Origin of the sequence: Halomonas sp. A29, from assembly GCF_046723295.1 — a bacterium.
In the GTDB taxonomy this organism is placed as follows: Bacteria; Pseudomonadota; Gammaproteobacteria; order Pseudomonadales; family Halomonadaceae; genus Halomonas.
The window spans coordinates 110,005-126,601 of record NZ_JAXQPR010000004.1 but is presented as its reverse complement, the minus strand read 5'-3'; the positions used below and the strand labels follow the sequence as shown (position 1 = coordinate 126,601).

At 62.7% G+C, this 16,597-nt stretch carries 15 protein-coding genes; 9 read left to right on the top strand and 6 right to left on the bottom strand.

What is annotated here, in order from left to right; genetic code table 11:
- The first annotated feature begins 149 nt into the window (after window positions 1-149).
- Window positions 150-1,865 (top strand): 2-isopropylmalate synthase, encoded by a 1,716-nt coding sequence (leuA, locus tag SPH52_RS08920; RefSeq protein ID WP_411794666.1) that lies wholly within the window; start codon window positions 150-152, stop codon window positions 1,863-1,865.
- A 66-nt stretch (window positions 1,866-1,931) separates the two neighbouring features.
- Here leuA and SPH52_RS08915 read toward each other — a convergent pair whose 3' ends face one another.
- From SPH52_RS08915 to SPH52_RS08900, 4 genes are all read right to left on the bottom strand, one after another.
- Window positions 1,932-3,104 carry a sialidase family protein gene (locus SPH52_RS08915; protein WP_411794665.1) on the bottom strand — a complete coding sequence of 391 codons (1,173 nt, stop codon included), beginning with the start codon at window positions 3,102-3,104 and terminating at the stop codon, window positions 1,932-1,934.
- Between the two features lie 53 nt (window positions 3,105-3,157).
- Window positions 3,158-4,654 (bottom strand): tripartite tricarboxylate transporter permease, encoded by a 1,497-nt coding sequence (locus tag SPH52_RS08910; protein WP_411794664.1) that lies wholly within the window; start codon window positions 4,652-4,654, stop codon window positions 3,158-3,160.
- A gap of 10 nt (window positions 4,655-4,664) precedes the next feature.
- Window positions 4,665-5,933 carry a tripartite tricarboxylate transporter TctB family protein gene (locus tag SPH52_RS08905; RefSeq protein WP_411794663.1) on the bottom strand — a complete coding sequence of 423 codons (1,269 nt, stop codon included), beginning with the start codon at window positions 5,931-5,933 and terminating at the stop codon, window positions 4,665-4,667.
- Window positions 5,934-6,004: 71 nt separating this feature from the next.
- Window positions 6,005-6,949 (bottom strand): Bug family tripartite tricarboxylate transporter substrate binding protein, encoded by a 945-nt coding sequence (locus SPH52_RS08900; RefSeq protein ID WP_411794662.1) that lies wholly within the window; start codon window positions 6,947-6,949, stop codon window positions 6,005-6,007.
- Between the two features lie 389 nt (window positions 6,950-7,338).
- Between SPH52_RS08900 and dapA the strand changes: the two genes are divergently transcribed.
- From dapA to SPH52_RS08870, 6 genes are read left to right on the top strand one after another with little or no spacing between them, the layout of a single operon-like run.
- Window positions 7,339-8,214 (top strand): 4-hydroxy-tetrahydrodipicolinate synthase, encoded by an 876-nt coding sequence (dapA, locus tag SPH52_RS08895; protein WP_411794661.1) that lies wholly within the window; start codon window positions 7,339-7,341, stop codon window positions 8,212-8,214.
- Complete coding sequence (locus SPH52_RS08890) at window positions 8,214-9,494, top strand: four-carbon acid sugar kinase family protein (protein ID WP_411794660.1); 1,281 nt, start codon at window positions 8,214-8,216, stop codon at window positions 9,492-9,494. The genes dapA and SPH52_RS08890 overlap by 1 nt, the downstream gene beginning before the upstream one ends.
- Window positions 9,495-9,530: 36 nt before the next feature.
- Window positions 9,531-10,535 carry a 4-hydroxythreonine-4-phosphate dehydrogenase PdxA gene (gene pdxA / locus SPH52_RS08885; RefSeq protein WP_411794659.1) on the top strand — a complete coding sequence of 335 codons (1,005 nt, stop codon included), beginning with the start codon at window positions 9,531-9,533 and terminating at the stop codon, window positions 10,533-10,535.
- A gap of 31 nt (window positions 10,536-10,566) precedes the next feature.
- Complete coding sequence (locus SPH52_RS08880) at window positions 10,567-11,460, top strand: NAD(P)-dependent oxidoreductase (RefSeq protein ID WP_411794658.1); 894 nt, start codon at window positions 10,567-10,569, stop codon at window positions 11,458-11,460.
- Between the two features lie 35 nt (window positions 11,461-11,495).
- A complete protein-coding gene (locus SPH52_RS08875; RefSeq protein ID WP_411794657.1) occupies window positions 11,496-12,287 on the top strand; it encodes a DeoR/GlpR family DNA-binding transcription regulator in 792 nt (263 codons plus the stop codon).
- A 25-nt stretch (window positions 12,288-12,312) separates the two neighbouring features.
- Window positions 12,313-12,984 carry an SDR family NAD(P)-dependent oxidoreductase gene (locus tag SPH52_RS08870; RefSeq protein ID WP_411794656.1) on the top strand — a complete coding sequence of 224 codons (672 nt, stop codon included), beginning with the start codon at window positions 12,313-12,315 and terminating at the stop codon, window positions 12,982-12,984.
- Between the two features lie 19 nt (window positions 12,985-13,003).
- Here SPH52_RS08870 and epmB read toward each other — a convergent pair whose 3' ends face one another.
- Window positions 13,004-14,050, bottom strand: coding sequence for an EF-P beta-lysylation protein EpmB (gene epmB / locus SPH52_RS08865; protein WP_411794655.1), 1,047 nt, complete (start codon window positions 14,048-14,050; stop codon window positions 13,004-13,006).
- 102 nt (window positions 14,051-14,152) lie between these two features.
- Here epmB and efp point away from each other — a divergent pair, with 102 nt between their 5' ends.
- Both efp and epmA read left to right on the top strand, forming a co-directional pair.
- On the top strand, window positions 14,153-14,719 hold the full coding sequence (gene efp, locus SPH52_RS08860) for an elongation factor P (protein WP_411794654.1): 567 nt from the start codon (window positions 14,153-14,155) through the stop codon (window positions 14,717-14,719).
- Window positions 14,720-14,782: 63 nt separating this feature from the next.
- A complete protein-coding gene (epmA, locus tag SPH52_RS08855) occupies window positions 14,783-15,760 on the top strand; it encodes an EF-P lysine aminoacylase EpmA (RefSeq protein ID WP_411794653.1) in 978 nt (325 codons plus the stop codon).
- Between the two features lies 1 nt (window position 15,761).
- Here epmA and SPH52_RS08850 read toward each other — a convergent pair whose 3' ends face one another.
- Window positions 15,762-16,595 carry an alpha/beta hydrolase gene (locus SPH52_RS08850; protein ID WP_411794652.1) on the bottom strand — a complete coding sequence of 278 codons (834 nt, stop codon included), beginning with the start codon at window positions 16,593-16,595 and terminating at the stop codon, window positions 15,762-15,764.
- Window positions 16,596-16,597 lie beyond the last annotated feature (2 nt).

Sequence of the window (16,597 nt, the reverse complement as noted above, 5' to 3'; positions counted from 1 at the left end):
CCACGTACATCGTTCCGCCGTGACCATCATCGGTCGCGCCGTCATCGGTTGCGTAGAATGTTCCGCCTATTGCCACGACGCCCCGGTATGCTCGATGCAGCCGGGGCGTCGTCGTTTCTGAATGCCGCCAGCCCAGGGAGAAAGCCACCATGATGCTCGACAACCCCGCCGCCAAGTATCACCCCTTCGTCGCCGTCGACCTGCCCGACCGTCAATGGCCGAACCGACGCATCGAAACCCCGCCGTTGTGGTGCAGCGTCGACCTGCGCGATGGCAACCAGGCGCTGATCGACCCCATGGATCAGGAACGCAAGCAGCGCTTCTTCGATCTGCTGGTCAAGATCGGCTTCAAGGAAATCGAAGTCGGTTTCCCCTCGGCGTCGCAGACCGATTTCGATTTCGTGCGGGCGCTGATCGAGCAGAACAAGATTCCCGACGACGTCACCATTCAGGTGCTGACCCAGGCGCGTCCGCATCTGATCGAGCGTACCTTCGAGGCGCTGCAGGGAGCGAAGAACGCCATCGTCCACGTCTACAACGCCACCGACCCTGTGTTCCGCCGTGTGGTGTTCAACGTCAGCAGGGAGGAGTGCATCGGTATCGCAGTGGACGCCACCACCCAGATTCGTGAGCTGATGGCGGCGGCGCCGGAGACGAACTGGACCTTCCAGTACTCGCCGGAGCTGTTCACCACCACCGAGATGGATTTCGCCAAGGACATTGTCGAGGCGGTAATGGAAGCCTACGGGGCGACGGCCGAGAAGCCGATGATCGTCAACCTGCCGGCCACGGTGGAGGCGGCCACGCCCAACAACTATGCCGACCAGGTGGAGTGGTTCTGCCGCAACGTGAAGAATCGCGACCACCTGATCGTCAGCGTACACCCGCACAACGACCGCGGTACCGGCGTGGCGGCTGCCGAGCTCACCGTGATGGCCGGTGCCGATCGCGTCGAGGGCACGCTGTTCGGCAACGGCGAGCGCACCGGTAACGTCGATATCGTGACCCTGGCCATGAACCTCTATACCCAGGGTGTGCATCCGGGGCTCGATTTCTCCAACATCACGCCGATCATGCGCGAGGTGGAGTACTGCAACCAACTGCCGGTGCACCCGCGCCATCCCTACGTGGGTGACCTGGTCTTCACCGCTTTCTCTGGCTCCCACCAGGATGCCATCAAGAAGGGCATGGCCGAGCGCCGCGCCAATCCGGATGCCATGTGGGAAGTGCCCTACCTGCCCATCGACCCGCTGGACGTGGGCCGCAGCTACGAGGCGGTGATCCGCGTCAACAGCCAGTCGGGCAAAGGGGGAGTCTCCTACCTGCTCGAGCAGGAGCACGGCATCGAGCTGCCGCGCCGGCTCTCCATCGAGTTCAGCCAGGTGGTGCAGGAAGTCGCCGACCGCACCGGGCGCGAAATCACCTCGCAGATGATCTACCAGGCCTTCGCCGACGAATACCTGGCACGCACCTCACCCTATACGATGCTCAACCATCGACTCTCATCGGAGCCCGACAGCCCGAAGGTGAAGCTCGAAGCCAGCATCGAAGAGCGCGGCGAGCGGCGCAGCATCCAGGGCGAAGGCAATGGCCCGCTGGCGGCTTTCATCAAGGCATTGGCCGCTGCCGGTCACGACGTCGAGATCATTGACTACCATGAGCACTCCCGCGGCCAGGGCGCCGATGCCGAGGCGATCGCCTACGTGGAGGTGCGCATCGACGGCAAGGCGGTGTTCGGCGTGGGTACCGACGAGAGTATCACCAGCGCCTCGATGAAAGCGGTGATGAGCGCCATCAACCGTCACGTTTCCAACGAGCCGGCAGCGGCCAACGTGACCGCGGCGACGCTGGAAGAGGTGAAGTAAGACATCTTGGCAACGACCGCGACAGGCCCCGCATGGCGGGGCCTGTCGCGTTTGGGAAGTGGGCTGTCAATAGGAAGCCCAGCTCTCCTCAAGGCGTACGTACTTGATGCGCTGGCGGAAATAGGTGAAGGCAATGTGCAGCGCTCCATCCTGGCCCCGGATGATGGTGGGATAGGAGTATTCCCGGTTCTTCTTGTCGGCCGAATTGTTGGTCATGCAGTAGCCGTCGCCGATCTCCAGGTCACGGCGGATCGGCCAGGTCTCTCCCCCGTCCTCGGAAATGGCCAGCGTCATGGGGGCTCGCGGTGCGCCCCAGAAAGCCGCCTTGCCGGCTTTGGCAGACTGCTCGGCCAGCTCGCCATGATCCTCGGAGTCCTCGATATCGTCGTAGAGAGAAGTCCTGCGTTCAGCGCCAGGCTTGGCACTGCTGTGGTTGTAGACCAGTGCCAGGTGGCCATTGGCCAGGCGGGTGAACTGGATCGAAGAATTGTTGTTGGGCAGCGAGGTTGGCCGGGGAGGCGTCCACTCCACGCCATCCCGTGAGCGGCTGAGATAGATGTGGTCGGCCCAGCGACTGCGGAAGAGAGCCAGCAGGGAGCCATCCTCAAGCTTCTGGATGTTCATGTGCACGCAGCCGCGGCTCTCCGGCACCTCGTGCTGCGTCCAGCTCTGGCCCGCATCGCTGGAAACCATCACCGCGCTGATGTCATCGTTGCCGGTCCAGCGCTCACCGGGTGCCGCCTGGCACAGGAAGACGGGCAGCAGCCAGCGGCCATCATCGAGGATGACGGGAGGCTGGCGGATGAACAGGCCCGACGTCTCGACGAGCGGGGCTGGCTCATCCCAGCTCCGGCCAGCGTCGCGGGAGATTCTGCGTTTAACGATCGCGGTGTTCTGATGACCTGAGAGCTGGGCCGTATAGAGCAGCCACAGGCTACCATCGGGGGCGTCGAACAGTACCGGGTTCTGTTCCGAACGACTGTCGTCATGGGAGAGCTTGCTCGGCTGTGACCAGGCACTGGCACCTGCCTCGAGCCTTGCCATGTAGATCGAGACATCGGGGATACCTTCCTGGGTACCCCCGAACCAGGCGCACAGCAGGTCGTCGTTATGCAGCTGATGCAGGAAGGCAGCATGGTTCTGGATACAGGGCGTTGGCAGATAGGCTTCGATGCGTGCGCCATCCAAACATGAGGTGTGCAGGCTGCCAGACACCGTATCGTGGAGTGGGTGGGTCATATCGATATCTCGTCTGATGTTGTCGTTGCGTAACCGTTACTTCGCTGCAGTGTTCAGTGGGCTCCGAGCGGACTTCGTTTCATTTTGCGGAACAGCAACTTGATCAACGGCAGATAGAAGGGCAGCAAGGCAATGGCCCAGATGACGGCACTCACGGGAGTAATGAAATCCCAAGGATTGCCGCGGGTTACCAGGAGGCCGCGAGCGACTTCATTCTCGATCATCGGTCCCAGAATCATCCCGATGATCACCGGGGGACGGGGTATCCCGGCCTTGGCCATGCAATAGCCGAAGACGCCGATACCGAGCATCACCAGGATGTCGAAGGCGTTATTGCGCAGGGCATAGGCTCCGATGATGCAGATCAGCAGGATGATGGGCAGGAGGATGTACTCCTTGACCTGCAGGGCGCGGGAGAAGAGCTTGGCACCAGGCAGGCCAACCAGCAATAGCATGACGTTGACGAGCACGGTCGTGGCAAAGAACTGGTAGACCAGTGGGGCATGGTCCTGCATCAGCAATGGGCCAGGCTGCAGTCCATGAATCATGAAGCTACCGATGATAACGGCCGTCACGGCGCCGCCGGGAAGGCCAAGGGTCAGCAGCGGAATCAGGGCCCCCACCGCAGAGGCGCTGTTTGCCGCTTCCGAGCAAACGATGCCCTCTGGCTCCCCCGTGCCGTAGCGATCACGGTTCTTGGAAAGGTTGCGCCCCTGGCTGTAAGAGATGATGGAGGCGACATCACCACCGGCGCCGGGTACGGCGCCCACCACGACACCGATGGCGCTGGAGCGCACTTGGGTGGGAATCAAGCGTCTCATGAGAGGCCAGTCGGGCAGCACCTTAGAGACTTGCATCGTCGGCTGGCTGCGTTGGGAGATCTTCTCGAAGCGCTGCATGATTTCCGGGATGGCGAAGAGGCCGATGATCACGGCGATGAACGGTACGCCCCCCATGAGATAGGGGCTGCCCATGGTGAAGCGAGGCTGTCCGTGGATGGCGTCGAGTCCGATCGTGGCGAGAAATAGTCCAATGAGACAGGCAAGGCTGCCCTTGAGGAAAGAGTCTCCGGACAGCGAGGCGACGGCGGTCAAGGCGAGCACGGCGATGGCGCAGTACTCACGCGGCCCCAGTGAAAGGGCAAACTGAGAGATCGGATAGGCCAGCAGGATCAGGACGATCGAGGCGAGTATCCCGCCGACGCAAGAGGAGATGGTACTCAGACCAAGGGCCAGTCCGGCCTTGCCCTTGCGTCCCATGGCATACCCGTCGAGTACGGTGGTGACCGCTGTGGCGGAACCTGGAATGCCAATGACCGTTGCCGGGATGGCCCCGCCATAGATGGCGCCGACGTAGATACCGATCAAGCAGCTGATGCCAGTGAAAGGGTCAAGGACGAAGGTCAGGGGGCTGGCGATCGCCACACCCAGCGATGGGGAGATGCCCGGCAAGGCGCCGACCATGATGCCGATAGCCACTGAGGCGACCAGCATGAGCAAGAGCAGGGGGTCGAGCAGAGACGCGAATCCCTGTAAGAGTAGCTCTAACATACCTTACTCCTTACCAGAGTGACCCAGTGGGAAGGGGGATGCCGAAGACATGGTAGAAAACCAGGTAGGTTGTCACTGCAATCAGGACATTGATGAGGACAATCTTCAGCAAAACCTTGACGCCGAACTCTGCCCAGAGCAGCGCCATGATGAGAGAAGTGACGGCGACTGACGTTGCCATGAAGCCGAAGATCTCCATCAGGAAGGGGAAAGCGGCAATGGCGGCTATGGCAACGGGTATGGCGTAGGCCCTGCCGCGAGGTGCCTGGGTAGCATGGCTGTGGGGGCCCGCTTGCCATTGGCTGGCGAGTTTTTCGAGAATCCGGCCTGCTTCCTGTGAGTCGGTTGGGTTCCAGGGCTCTTCAACGTGTTCGAGCTGAGCCTGAAGCTCACTATCCGTGGTGGCCCGGCCCAGGCTGGATGCCAGCATGTCGAGCTGTTCCTGCGATGCTGACTTGGACAGGAACAGTGCAGCCCATCGGCCATAAACGGGAGGATCGTCTTGGTTTCCGCCTGCGGTGCCGGAGCCATCATAGGTGTGAAGGAGGGTTACCTCTCCACCGATCTCTGCTTCTACCAAGTCGGAGCGAGCTATGATGGCAGTATCGATATTCCGGTTTTTCAAGGCGGCGAGAAGGGTTTTTGCCTCCATTCCCACCATCTGCGCTTGAGCTCCCATCCCCTTGGAACTGGCGACCCGGCCGATAAAAGTGGTGTCATCGAGTTCATCATCGAAACCGATGGTACCGAGCGAGTCGATCGAGTTGCCGCGGGAGGTAATCAGTACATAGGGGTCGAAATAGAGAAGCGACAGGGGGGTGAATCGCTGCATGTGCTCCCAAGCGGATTGCTCGGCAGTCATTTGAGATGCGCGAGAGGAGATCGCTACCAGGCTTTTTTCGGGGTTACCCCTTGCGGCGATGGTGGCGGCCGAAAATCGGCCAAGCCCAGCGCACGTGGTGATCGCGAAAGAGGCCCCTCCCTGGTTGCTCATGGCCTTGATCAGCGCCTTGAGCGTCGTGTCATCCTCAGTGCCTTCGGGGAAGTTGGCATAGACGTTTTCCGCATCGTTGCGAATAAAGTTGGTCAGAGCCAGTACGACATACAGCACCAGAGCAGACAGGACGATGGTTGGAAAGAAACCTGGACCTATCGTTCTTCGCATGCCGAAGGGCATGCCGAGAGCCTGGATAAGGAAGTAGATGCCAATCGTAAGAAGCGACAACAGGACCCAGCATTCTACGGTCCTGAGCTTGTACTTGATTGCCAGGTAGTTCATTTCACCATTCCCCGAAGGTGGCTGGAGGGGCGGTCTTGCCCCTCCAGGCTGTCGACGACTGCCGTCGGGCTTTAGTGGTCCAGCAAGGCTGCTGCGTCCCGGTAGTTTTCATTCTGGCGCGATAGCCAGTCACTGAAATCGCTGCCCGTGCGAAGCTGCACATTGAAACCAATGTTGCGCATGCGCTCGATGAACGCATCATCCTCGGCGATCTGCTCGCAGGTCTGCGTCAAGTAGCTCTCAACCTCCTCGGGGATGTTCTTGGGCGCTCCGATCGCCCTGAACAGACCGATGTCCAGCGGGTAACCCTCCTCCGCGGATGTCGGAACGTCAGGCAGGCTGGGTGAGCGGTCCTCGCTGAAGAAGGCGAGCATACGCAGCTGCTCCGCCTGGATCTGTGAGTACCCTTCCGCATCGGAGACGATGGCGCCATCGATGTGTCCACCGATGATGGCGGTGATGGAGTCACCGGTGCCAGAGTATGGGACGAGGGTGGGATCGGTATCAGTGACATTGCCGATCGACAGGGCGATCAGTTCGCCGATGGAGACGTAGCCCAGAGCCAGGCGATCGGGATCTTCCTGTGCAATCGTCACCCAATCCTCAAGGGTCTGGATCTCACTGTCGTGCCTGACGGCGATACCCACCGGTTCGGCGGAGAGCAGACAGATCGGCGTGACGTCATCGATGCTGACCGGGAAGCCATCGATGATATGGGGGTTGCCGACCAGGGAGCTGTTGATCATCCCGATCGTGTAGCCATCCGGCCGGGCCGATGCGAGAGCATTGAAGCCTACCGCGCCGCTACCGCCGGTGCGATTGACCGGCAGGACGTCGATACCGCTGTGGTTGGCCAGCGATTGTGCAAAGGCCCGCCCGACCAGGTCGTTTCCACCTCCCTGGCCGAAGGGAATCACGAGCTCGATGGTGCGTTGCGGATAGTCGGCTTGTACTGTCAGCGAACACAGGATGGCCGCGGTGGCGACTGCTGCACTGAGTGTCTTCTTCGGCATCATGACAGGCTCCAGTTTTTATTGGATCTAGCACTTTAAAGGCATGGGGTCGTTGACCTCCTTGCCGCTTTACTACCCCGGCTGTGGCAAGGCATTGACGGTGCTGCGCAGGGCCGCGTTGGCGCTTCCGCCGCCAGTTAGGGCGGTTTTCCATCTTGGCTGATCTAAATATGAGCAGATCGATCAAAATGGCGCATTTATGCTTTAGTCGTACAGGAAAAGTGTGTAGTCGCCATTTTATTTTTTTATAAACAATAAGATATGTGTGTAATGTCTAAAAATGAAGAGATTTTTCTTTATTCAATAGCTTGCAAGGTTTTGTTGAATCGATCATTTTGTGATTGTTTCGATCGTTATGGACCCCTGGATCAGCATCACCGAGGACGCTCCCCATGGCCCTGTTCAAAGGCATCATTCCAGCACTCATCACTCCCATGACTGCCGCCGAAGAGGTCGACGAGGCCGGGCTGCGAGCACTGGTCGAGACCCTGATCGAGAAGGGGGTGCACGGGCTGTTCGCCCTGGGTACGAATGGAGAGTTCTTTGCTCTCTCCGATGACGAGAAGACCGAGGTGGCGGGCATTGTCGTTGACCAGGCCCGTGGCCGTGTGCCCGTCATCGCCGGTACCGGTGGTTTCTCGACGCGGGGTGTCATTGCCATGAACGAGCGCATGCACCAGGTGGGGGTCGATGCCTGCTCGATCATCACCCCTTATTTCAATGCGGTCTCGCAGAAGGAGTTGCTCGTCCACTATACCGCCATCGCCGAGGCCGCTCCGCTACCGTTCATGCTCTACAACATACCGGCCAAGACCGGTGGCACCATCCAGGTCGATACCGTGGCAGCGTTGTCAGAGCTGCCCATGGTTCAGGGCATCAAGGACAGCGGTGGTGACTTCGATCGACTGACCCACCTGATTGGTCTAAGGCGCGATGACTTCGCCGTGTTCACCGGTACCGACTCGCTGATTCTCTGGAGCCTGATCGCCGGCGCCGATGGCGCCGTGGCAGCCACCACCAATGCGGTGCCCGATGTCGTCATGGCCATCTATCAGGCGTTCCAGGCCGGCGATATCGAGACCGCCCGGGAAAACCAGGAAAAGCTGCGGGTACTGCGGGGCGCCTTCGGCATGGGCACCATGCCGGTGGTGCTCAAGACTGCCGCAGAGCTGCTGGGCATGCCCGCCGGGCCGGCCCGTGCCCCAGCCATGCCGCTGGATGAAGCGACGCGTGAGCGTCTGGATGCTCTGCTCGAGGTGTATCGCTGATGGGGGCGCGTCGCGAGGAAGCTCCCGGCGTGCCTGGGCTGCTGATCATCGCCGATGATTTGTCGGGCGCTGCCGACTGTGCCGTGGGCTATGCCAGCCGGGGGTTGTCGACCTCGATCCGGCTGGCGCCCGGTGGCGGGACGGGGTGCCAGGTACTGGCGATGGATGCTGACTCGCGACATCTGACCCCCGAGGCTGCCGCCAGGGCCTGTCTGGAGGCATGGCAGGCCGTCGAGGGGCGGCCCCAATGGCTCTACAAGAAAATTGATTCGACGCTACGGGGCAATTTCGTCAGTGAAGTGGCGGCCCTAGTTGCGCTCGCCGGCATGGCACTCGTAGCGCCGGCACTGCCGGCGATGGGGCGCGCTACGCGAGAGGGACGGCAATATCTCGATGGGGTGCCGGTAGAGCGGACGGAGGCCTGGCGACACGATCGGCTCACCGGCCAGGCGGATCTTTGCGCCATGCTGAGCCAAGGGGGCGTCGAGACGCGTCTCCTGCCCCTGGAGGCGCTGCGTAACTGGGAGGAGGCGCGTCTCGTCGAGTGGTGTCGGACCCAGCAGGACGAGGGCGTCGGAGCGATCGTCTGCGACAGCGAGACCGACCGGGATCTTCGACGAGTGGCCCGCATCGGTGCCGGCTTGCGGGAAGTGTTCTGGGTGGGCTCGGCAGGTCTCGCTCATCAGCTGTTTGGGGTACTGGCACTGGCTGCCGAAGCCAGTGCACCCAAGGCGGATCGGGTGGCTGTCTCGGGACCCATCCTCACGGTGGTGGGGAGCATGTCGCAGGTATCGCGCCGTCAGGTCGAGGCCCTGAAAAACATGTCGGCGCCCGCCATCGTCTCGTGTGAAGTCGATCTCAGACAGCTGATGGCTGGCGGTGAGGGCGAGTTCAGGCTCCCCGACGTCGAGCAGGCCCTGGATGCCGGCAAGGATGTGCTGGTCGCGCTCGGCTCCAATGAGCCAATCCCCGGCCTTGATGGCCGGGCTCTGTGCCGCCGCCTGGCAAGCTGCTTGGGAGATCGGCTCGCCCGACTGGGCGGGCTAGTGGCCACCGGTGGCGAAACCGCACGCGCCCTGCTCGATGCCGGCCAGCTTGCCGATCTCGACGTAGTAGGAGAAGTGGAGCCAGGCGTGGTGCTGTCGGTGGCGGAATGTCTGCGCCTGCCGGTGGTGACCAAGGCCGGTGGCTTCGGCCGTCCCGAGACACTTTGCAATGCCTGGCGATACCTCGATCGCCAGCGTCACTCTCCTGTCGTTGCATCTTCCCGGCACGGCTGAGTTCTCTCGAATCTCTTTCACAGGAGCAAGCGGCTGATGAGTTATCTTCCAATCATAGGTATCACCATGGGCGATGCCGCCGGGATTGGTCCCGAGGTCATCATGAAGGCCCTGGCTCATGAACAGGTCTATGCCAGCTGTCGACCCTTGGTGATTGGCGATGCCGGACGCCTGCGGAAAGCGGGCCGGCTCGTGGGTACTCGCCTCGAGGTGCATGCCGTCGCAAGCGTCGACGAAGCCCGGTTCACGGCAGGATGCGTGGAGTGCATCGACCTGGGCCTGATCCCTGATGACCTGCCCTACGGCCGTGTCTCGCCGATCGCCGGCGATGCGGCTTACCACTTTATCGCCCGGACCGTGGAGTTGACCCGTCAGGGAAAGCTCGATGCCATCTGTACGGCGCCGCTCAACAAGGAGGCGCTGCATGCGGGGGGGCATGTCTTCCCTGGCCATACGGAGATGCTGGCCCACCTGACCGGCATCGACGAAGTGTCGATGATGCTGGTGGCGCCGAACCTCCGGGTCATCCATGTGACCACCCACATCGGCTTGCTCGATGCTATCCGGCGCATCGAGCCCGGGTTGGTGCAGCGTACCATCGAACGTGCCCACGACACCTTGGTGCGTGCCGGCATCGAGCAGCCGCGGATAGGCGTATGCGGGATCAACCCCCATGCCGGCGAGAATGGACTCTTCGGCTACGGGGAAGAGGAAGAGAAGATCATGCCGGCGGTCGAGTTACTGGTGGCGCGAGGCTGGGACGTGGAAGGCCCCTTGCCGGCGGACACCCTTTTCTACCGCGCCGGACGTGGCGACTTCGATGTGGTGGTGGCCATGTACCATGACCAGGGACACGGCCCGGTCAAGGTGATGGGGCTGGAGGCGGGGGTCAATGTCACCGTTGGACTGCCGGTGATTCGCACCTCGGTGGATCACGGTACCGCCTTCGATATCGCTGGCAAGGGAATTGCCGACGAGCGCAGCATGCTGGAGGCCTTGAAGCAGGCCATCGAGCTCGCCAGTCATCGGGCCAGGGCCTGAGTCTATCAACTGTGAAGTGGAGGCAAGCAACATGCAACGAATCGGTTTTGCTGGACTTGGCCTGATGGGGGCCGGTATCGCGAGCAACATCCTGGCGGCAGGCCACCCCCTGACGGCGTTGGCGCATCGACGCCGCGATGCCCTGGAGGCCTTGCTGGCCAAGGGGGCTCAGGAGGCCGAATCGCCTCGGATGCTGGCGCAATCCAGTGATATCGTGTTCCTGTGTGTGACCGGGGCTCCCCAGGTGGCGGCGTTGGTCGAGGGCGAGAACGGCCTGGTGGCCGGCGCCCATGAAGGCCTGATGATCGTCGACTGTTCGACCTCGGACCCGGCGCTGACACGTCGTCTGCATGCCGAACTGGCACCGCTCGGCGTGACCTTCGTCGATGCGGCGCTCGGCGGCACCCCGACCCAGGCCGAGGCGGGAGAGCTGCAGGCCATCGTCGGTGCCGATGAGGCAATCCTAGAGCGACTTCGCCCGGTGTTGGCGACCTGGGCGAGCAAGGTGCTGCATGTGGGGCCGGTAGGGGCAGGCCACACCATGAAGCTGCTCAACAACTTCCTGGCCATGGGCTACGGGGCGATCTTCTCGGAAGCCTTGACCATCGGTGCCAAGGCGGGTATCACGCCTCAAGTGTTCGATAGCGTCATCCGTGGCAGCCGCATGGACAGTGGCTTCTACCGTACCTTCTTCCAGTACGTGCTGGAGCGAGATCGCGATGCGCATCGCTTTACCCTGGATAATGCCGGCAAGGATACCCGTTATCTGGCGGAGCTGGCCGAGAACCTGGGGGTCCAGGCCGATGTCGCCAAGGCGGTCAAGGAGCTGTATGCCAGCGCCATCGCCGAAGGCGAGGGCGAGAGCTTCGTGCCCCAACTGTCGGACATCGTTGCCCGGCGTCATGGCGTCTCTCTGTCGTCTTGAGGCCCCGCTTTCGTCTTGTGCTTTGAGGAGTCGCCATGAAAGTTGCCAGACGCCGTCATGCCATGCTGGAGGCCGTGTTGAGCGGGATCTCCGACGTCGAGGCGTTATGCGAGCGTTTCAATGTCTCCGAGGCGACGGTCAGGCGCGATCTCTCGGCCCTGGCGGACGAAGGGCTGATCGTGCGGACCTACGGCGGGGCGGCGGCGATCATCGGCAAGCGGGAACCCGAGCTGTCCCTGGCCCAGCGCCAGCATGAGCAGGAAGATGTCAAAGCGCGCCTGGCCCGGGCGGCCCTGGAGCACGTGGAGAACGGCGACACCCTGCTGCTGGACGGCGGAACGACTACGGCGGAACTGGCCAAGCTGTTGGGCCAGCGCCGCGACCTGCATATTTTTACCAATAACCTGGCGGCACTGCCGGTGCTGGCGGCGCTGAGCCACAGCAGGGTCACCCTGTTGGGTGGTGACCTGCGTTCCGCCAGCATGACCACTTACGGTGTGGCGGCACAGGCCGCCCTCGAACGTCTATCCGTCGACAAGCTGTTCCTGAGTGCCGATGGAGTCGTCGCCGATCTCGGTCTGTGCGAAGCCAGTGCCGAACAGGCCTATCTCAAGGAGATGATGATCCGGCGTGCTTCGGAGGTGATCGTGATGGCGGATTCGACCAAACTGGGCCGTGCGCGGCAGCAGCATTGGACGCCCCTGCTGAGCCACTGGACGCTGATCACCGACGACCAGGCGCCCGACGATGTGTTGCAAACGTTCCAGCGGCGGCGCGCCGTTACGCTGGAAGTGGTGCCTGCCAGCCCGCGGCTGGTCCTGGCCTAGATGGCAATACCAGGGAGCCTGTTCGATGCACATACTCTTGACCGGCTGCAGCTCCGGTATCGGGTTGGCCATTGCACACCATCTGCTCGCACAAGGGCACGAGGTGACGGGCGTATCGCGAAGAGCGCCGCCTTGCGACGCTGAACGGTTTCACTGGCTTCAAGCCGATCTTGGGGCTCCCGATGCTGCGGCGGCCTGGCTGACCGAAGGATGCGCTTTCAACGCCTTGGTGCATGCCGCCGGCGTCATGTACACCGGCGCCGTGGCGGACTACGACGATGCCTTGGCCGCACGCATGTGGGCACTGCATGTTGCCGCGCCTTCCTTCCTGCTCAAGGCGTTGCTTGAAGCGCAGGCACCGCTGCAACGTATCGTGCTGATCGGTAGCCGCACCCAGCAAGGCGCCGTCGGCAAGAGCTCCTATGCGGCCTCCAAGGCGGCACAGCAAGGCCTGATTCGTTCGTGGGCAATGGAGCTCGTGACATCGGGCACCACAGTCAATCTCGTCGCACCCGGTGCGACGAGAACGCCGATGCTGGAGGATCCCGCCAGGGCCAGAGTAGCGCCCAGGCTGCCTCCCATGGGGCGGTTCATCGAGCCCGAGGAGATTGCCGCAAGCGTTGCGTTTCTGCTCAGCGAAGAGGCCCGTTCGATCACTGGGCAGACGCTGACCGTGTGTGCCGGCGCCTCGCTGTGAGCTAGTAGTGTCGAGAGCCTTACAGCGGCGTCTTGCTCGCTTTGCCGGGGACCTCCCGGACTAGCCGCGGCACCAGGAAGCCCGGCACCACCTCCCGCAGGCCCGCGACCAGCTCGCGGGCCTCTTCGTCTGGCACGTCGAAGTGGGCAGCCCCGGCTACCGGGTCTAGCACGTGCAGGTAGTAGGGCAATACACACGCCTCGAGCAGTCGCTCGGAGAGCTCGGCCAGCGACGCGACCGAGTCGTTGATTCTGCGCAACAGCACGCTTTGGTTAAGCAGGGTGACGCCGGCCTGCTTGAGCCGGGCGCAGGCTTCGATCACGGCTTCGTCGATCTCCTGGGCGTGATTGATATGCAGCACCATCACTTTCTGCAGCCGCGTATTGCCGAGCCAGCCGAGCAGGGCGTCGTCGACCCGGTCGGGGATCACCACCGGCAGGCGGGTGTGAATGCGTAGCCGCTTGAGGTGGGGAATCACTTCGAGGCGCTCGACCAGCCAAGCGAGCTGGCGGTCGCTGGCAGCCAGGGGGTCGCCGCCGGAGAGGATAGCCTCGTGGATCGAGGTGTCCTGCTGCAGGATCTCTAGCCTTCTCTCCCACTGGGCGCGGGAAGGGCTGTTGTCGGCGTAGGGGAAATGCCGACGGAAGCAGTAGCGGCAGTTCACCGCGCAGGTGGGGCTGGCGATCAGCAGTACGCGGCCGGCGTACTTGTGGATCAGCCCCGGCCCGGGGGTGTGCTCGGCCTCGGCCAAAGGGTCGGTGACGTAGCCCGGCACCGCCTCGCCTTCGGCAGCAAGCGGCAACACCTGGCGCAGCAGGGGGTCGCTGGGGTCGCCATGGCGCATGCGTACGAGGAATGCCTCGGGTACGCGCACTTCGAACAGGGCGTGGCCGCGCTCGGCGCCGGCCAGCCAGGCGTCCTCCAGCCCCAGCCGCCGGCACAGCTCGCGCGGGTCGCGAATCGCTTGGGAAAGCTGGGTCTGCCAGGCGCTCGGAAGTGCCAGGGGCGTCACGTCGACGCTTGGCAAATCCGCTCTCTGCAAAAGGGCGGAGCTTCGGGTTATCATGCGGCACACCAGTCACAATGGGGCGAGGGCTCGAATCCTCGTCGATTCGGTATTAGCGCGTCCAGAGCCTGCTGCGGCGCGCCCGTTCTTTCGAGAGGCAACATGGCTAACTATTCTACCAACGAATTCAAGGGCGGTCTGAAGGTGATGCTCGACGGCGACCCCTGCGCCATCGTCGAGAACGAATTCGTCAAGCCAGGCAAGGGCCAGGCGTTCAACCGCGTGAAGTTGCGCAACCTGATCACCGGCCGCGTGTGGGAGCGCACCTTCAAGTCGGGTGAATCCCTCGAAGGCGCCGACGTCATCGATCTCGAGATGGAGTATCTCTACAACGACGGCGACATGTGGCACTTCATGAAGACCGATGGCTCCTTCGAGCAGTACGCGGTCGAGAAGAAGGCACTGGGTGATACCGTCAAGTGGCTCAAGGAGCAGGTGGCCTACACCGTGACGCTGTGGAACGACAACGCCATCAGCGTGACGCCGCCCAACTTCATCGAGCTGGAAGTGGTCGAGACCGATCCGGGCCTGAAGGGTGATACCGCCCAGGGCGGCTCCAAGCCGGCCACGCTCTCTTCCGGCGCGGTGGTGCGCGTGCCGCTGTTCATCAACCAAGGTGAAATATTGAAAGTCGATACGCGCTCTGGTGAATATGTGTCACGCGCCTGACCGCGTGTCTAGCTGCTTCAACGCCGAGTCCTGATGGGCTCGGCGTTTTCGATGGTGACGACCATGCAAGAGATCGATTGGCAGCCCACTGCCACCATGACAACCTTGCGCGAGCGAGCGCGGCTGCTGGCCGAGGTGCGGGCGTTCTTCGCCGAGCGCGGCGTGCTGGAGGTGGAGACGCCGGTGCTGGGGCATGGCGGCAGCACCGACATGCACCTGGCCTCGCTGTCGCTCGAGGCGACTACGCCGGCAGGGCGTGAGCGGCTGTGGCTGCAGACCTCTCCCGAGTTTCACATGAAGCGGCTATTGGCCGCCGGCAGTGGGCCGATCTTCCAGCTTGCGCGCAGCTTTCGCGACGGCGAGGTGGGCGGCCGCCATAATATCGAGTTCACCATGCTGGAGTGGTACCGCCCTGGCTTCTCCCTCGATAATCTGATCGAGGAAACGGCGGCATTGATTCGCCATGTGCTGGGCCGCGATCCGGGCCCGTTGCGCCGGCGACGTTATCGCGAGCTGTTCCGTGAGGCATTGGGACTTGACCCCTTCGGCGTCGGGCTCGGTGAGCTGCGGCGGCTGGCCGGCGAACGCGGCGCTCTCGACATGGGCGATGCCGGGCGTGACGATTGCCTCGACCTGCTGATGAGCCTGGTCATCGAGCCCGAGTTGGGGCGTGAGGGGCTCGACGTGGTGGTGGACTACTCGGCGAGCCAGGCAGCGCTGGCGCGGCGTCATCGCGATCCCGAAGACGGCCAGTGGGTCGCCTCGCGCTTCGAAATCTACCTTGCCGGGCTGGAGCTCGCCAACGGCTACGACGAACTCACCGACGCCGCCGAGCAGAGAATGCGCTTTGCCGAAGACAACGCCGCCCGGCGACGCTTGGGGTTTTCCGAGGTGGATGTCGATCGGCATCTGCTTGCCGCACTCGAGCACGGCATGCCGGCAGGCAGCGGCGTGGCGCTGGGCATCGACCGGCTGATCCAGCTCGCCTTGGGGCGGGCGAGCGTTGCCGAAGTGATGGCGTTTGCGACACCCAACTGCTGATTTAGCTGCCAACCAGATCGGAGAGACAAAGCCCCGCAGGACTCTGGGGATCCCCTAGGGCCAGTACGATAGTGAGGTGGTTAAGGCCAGCCTCGATGTGGAACTCTCCATCAAGGTCGTCGTTGGCCAGCAAAGAGGCAAACTGTTGGCCTTGGACGTGGAATGGCGGTGTATCCATTTCGCCCACCATTACGATGCGCCGCGGTCCTTCCAGGTGACGGGATGTCAGGGGCGACCACGCCGAGGCTTCAGCGGGGGTCATCTGCGCTTCGTACTTAAGAAAGCTAGCAGGTATATCCGTAAGATCGTAGATTCCGCTAACCAGCAGCAGGCCACGCAGCCCGGGCAAGGCAGGCGGGACACTCTCTTCTGGGCCGCTCGCGGCAAGGTAGCTTGCCAGGTGGGCACCTGCCGAATGGCCGCTGACTGTTAACCGCGTAGCATCCGCGCCCAGATCCGGAGCTATAGCAACCAAATACCTGACGGCCGCCCGAACTTGCCTGACAATGGCGCCCAGCCGAGTGCCGGGCATCAGGTCGTAGGTGATGGCGGCGGCTATTCCGCCCGCTGCCAGCACCGGGGCTGCGACTAGCCAGTGGTCCTCTTTGCTGCCCGAGCGCCAGTAGCCGCCATGGATGAACACGTGGAGCGGGGCGCCTTTTGCGAGACGTGGCGGCAAAAGGATATCCATGCGTTCGCGCGATCCGGGGCCGTAGGGTACGTCAGGCCGTATATCGGCCTGGGCGGCCAGTTCGCGCGACCGGGCGGCCGTCTCGGCGATAATTTCGTCGAAGTCGGGGATGAAGTCTCGATTGCGATAGAGATCCTGCTCCATGT

Bases quoted from the DNA above. Each gene is read 5' to 3' on its own strand.
- SPH52_RS08900 (WP_411794662.1), bottom strand. From the start codon at position 6,949: ATGATGCCGAAGAAGACACTCAGTGCAGCAGTCGCCACCGCGGCCATC.
- pdxA (WP_411794659.1), top strand. From the start codon at position 9,531: ATGAGTTATCTTCCAATCATAGGTATCACCATGGGCGATGCCGCCGGG.
- SPH52_RS08915 (WP_411794665.1), bottom strand. From the start codon at position 3,104: ATGACCCACCCACTCCACGATACGGTGTCTGGCAGCCTGCACACCTCA.
- SPH52_RS08870 (WP_411794656.1), top strand. From the start codon at position 12,313: ATGCACATACTCTTGACCGGCTGCAGCTCCGGTATCGGGTTGGCCATT.
- SPH52_RS08880 (WP_411794658.1), top strand. From the start codon at position 10,567: ATGCAACGAATCGGTTTTGCTGGACTTGGCCTGATGGGGGCCGGTATC.
- leuA (WP_411794666.1), top strand. From the start codon at position 150: ATGATGCTCGACAACCCCGCCGCCAAGTATCACCCCTTCGTCGCCGTC.
- SPH52_RS08910 (WP_411794664.1), bottom strand. From the start codon at position 4,654: ATGTTAGAGCTACTCTTACAGGGATTCGCGTCTCTGCTCGACCCCCTG.
- dapA (WP_411794661.1), top strand. From the start codon at position 7,339: ATGGCCCTGTTCAAAGGCATCATTCCAGCACTCATCACTCCCATGACT.
- epmB (WP_411794655.1), bottom strand. From the start codon at position 14,050: ATGATAACCCGAAGCTCCGCCCTTTTGCAGAGAGCGGATTTGCCAAGC.
- SPH52_RS08890 (WP_411794660.1), top strand. From the start codon at position 8,214: ATGGGGGCGCGTCGCGAGGAAGCTCCCGGCGTGCCTGGGCTGCTGATC.
- SPH52_RS08875 (WP_411794657.1), top strand. From the start codon at position 11,496: ATGAAAGTTGCCAGACGCCGTCATGCCATGCTGGAGGCCGTGTTGAGC.
- SPH52_RS08905 (WP_411794663.1), bottom strand. From the start codon at position 5,933: ATGAACTACCTGGCAATCAAGTACAAGCTCAGGACCGTAGAATGCTGG.
- efp (WP_411794654.1), top strand. From the start codon at position 14,153: ATGGCTAACTATTCTACCAACGAATTCAAGGGCGGTCTGAAGGTGATG.
- epmA (WP_411794653.1), top strand. From the start codon at position 14,783: ATGCAAGAGATCGATTGGCAGCCCACTGCCACCATGACAACCTTGCGC.
- SPH52_RS08850 (WP_411794652.1), bottom strand. From the start codon at position 16,595: ATGGAGCAGGATCTCTATCGCAATCGAGACTTCATCCCCGACTTCGAC.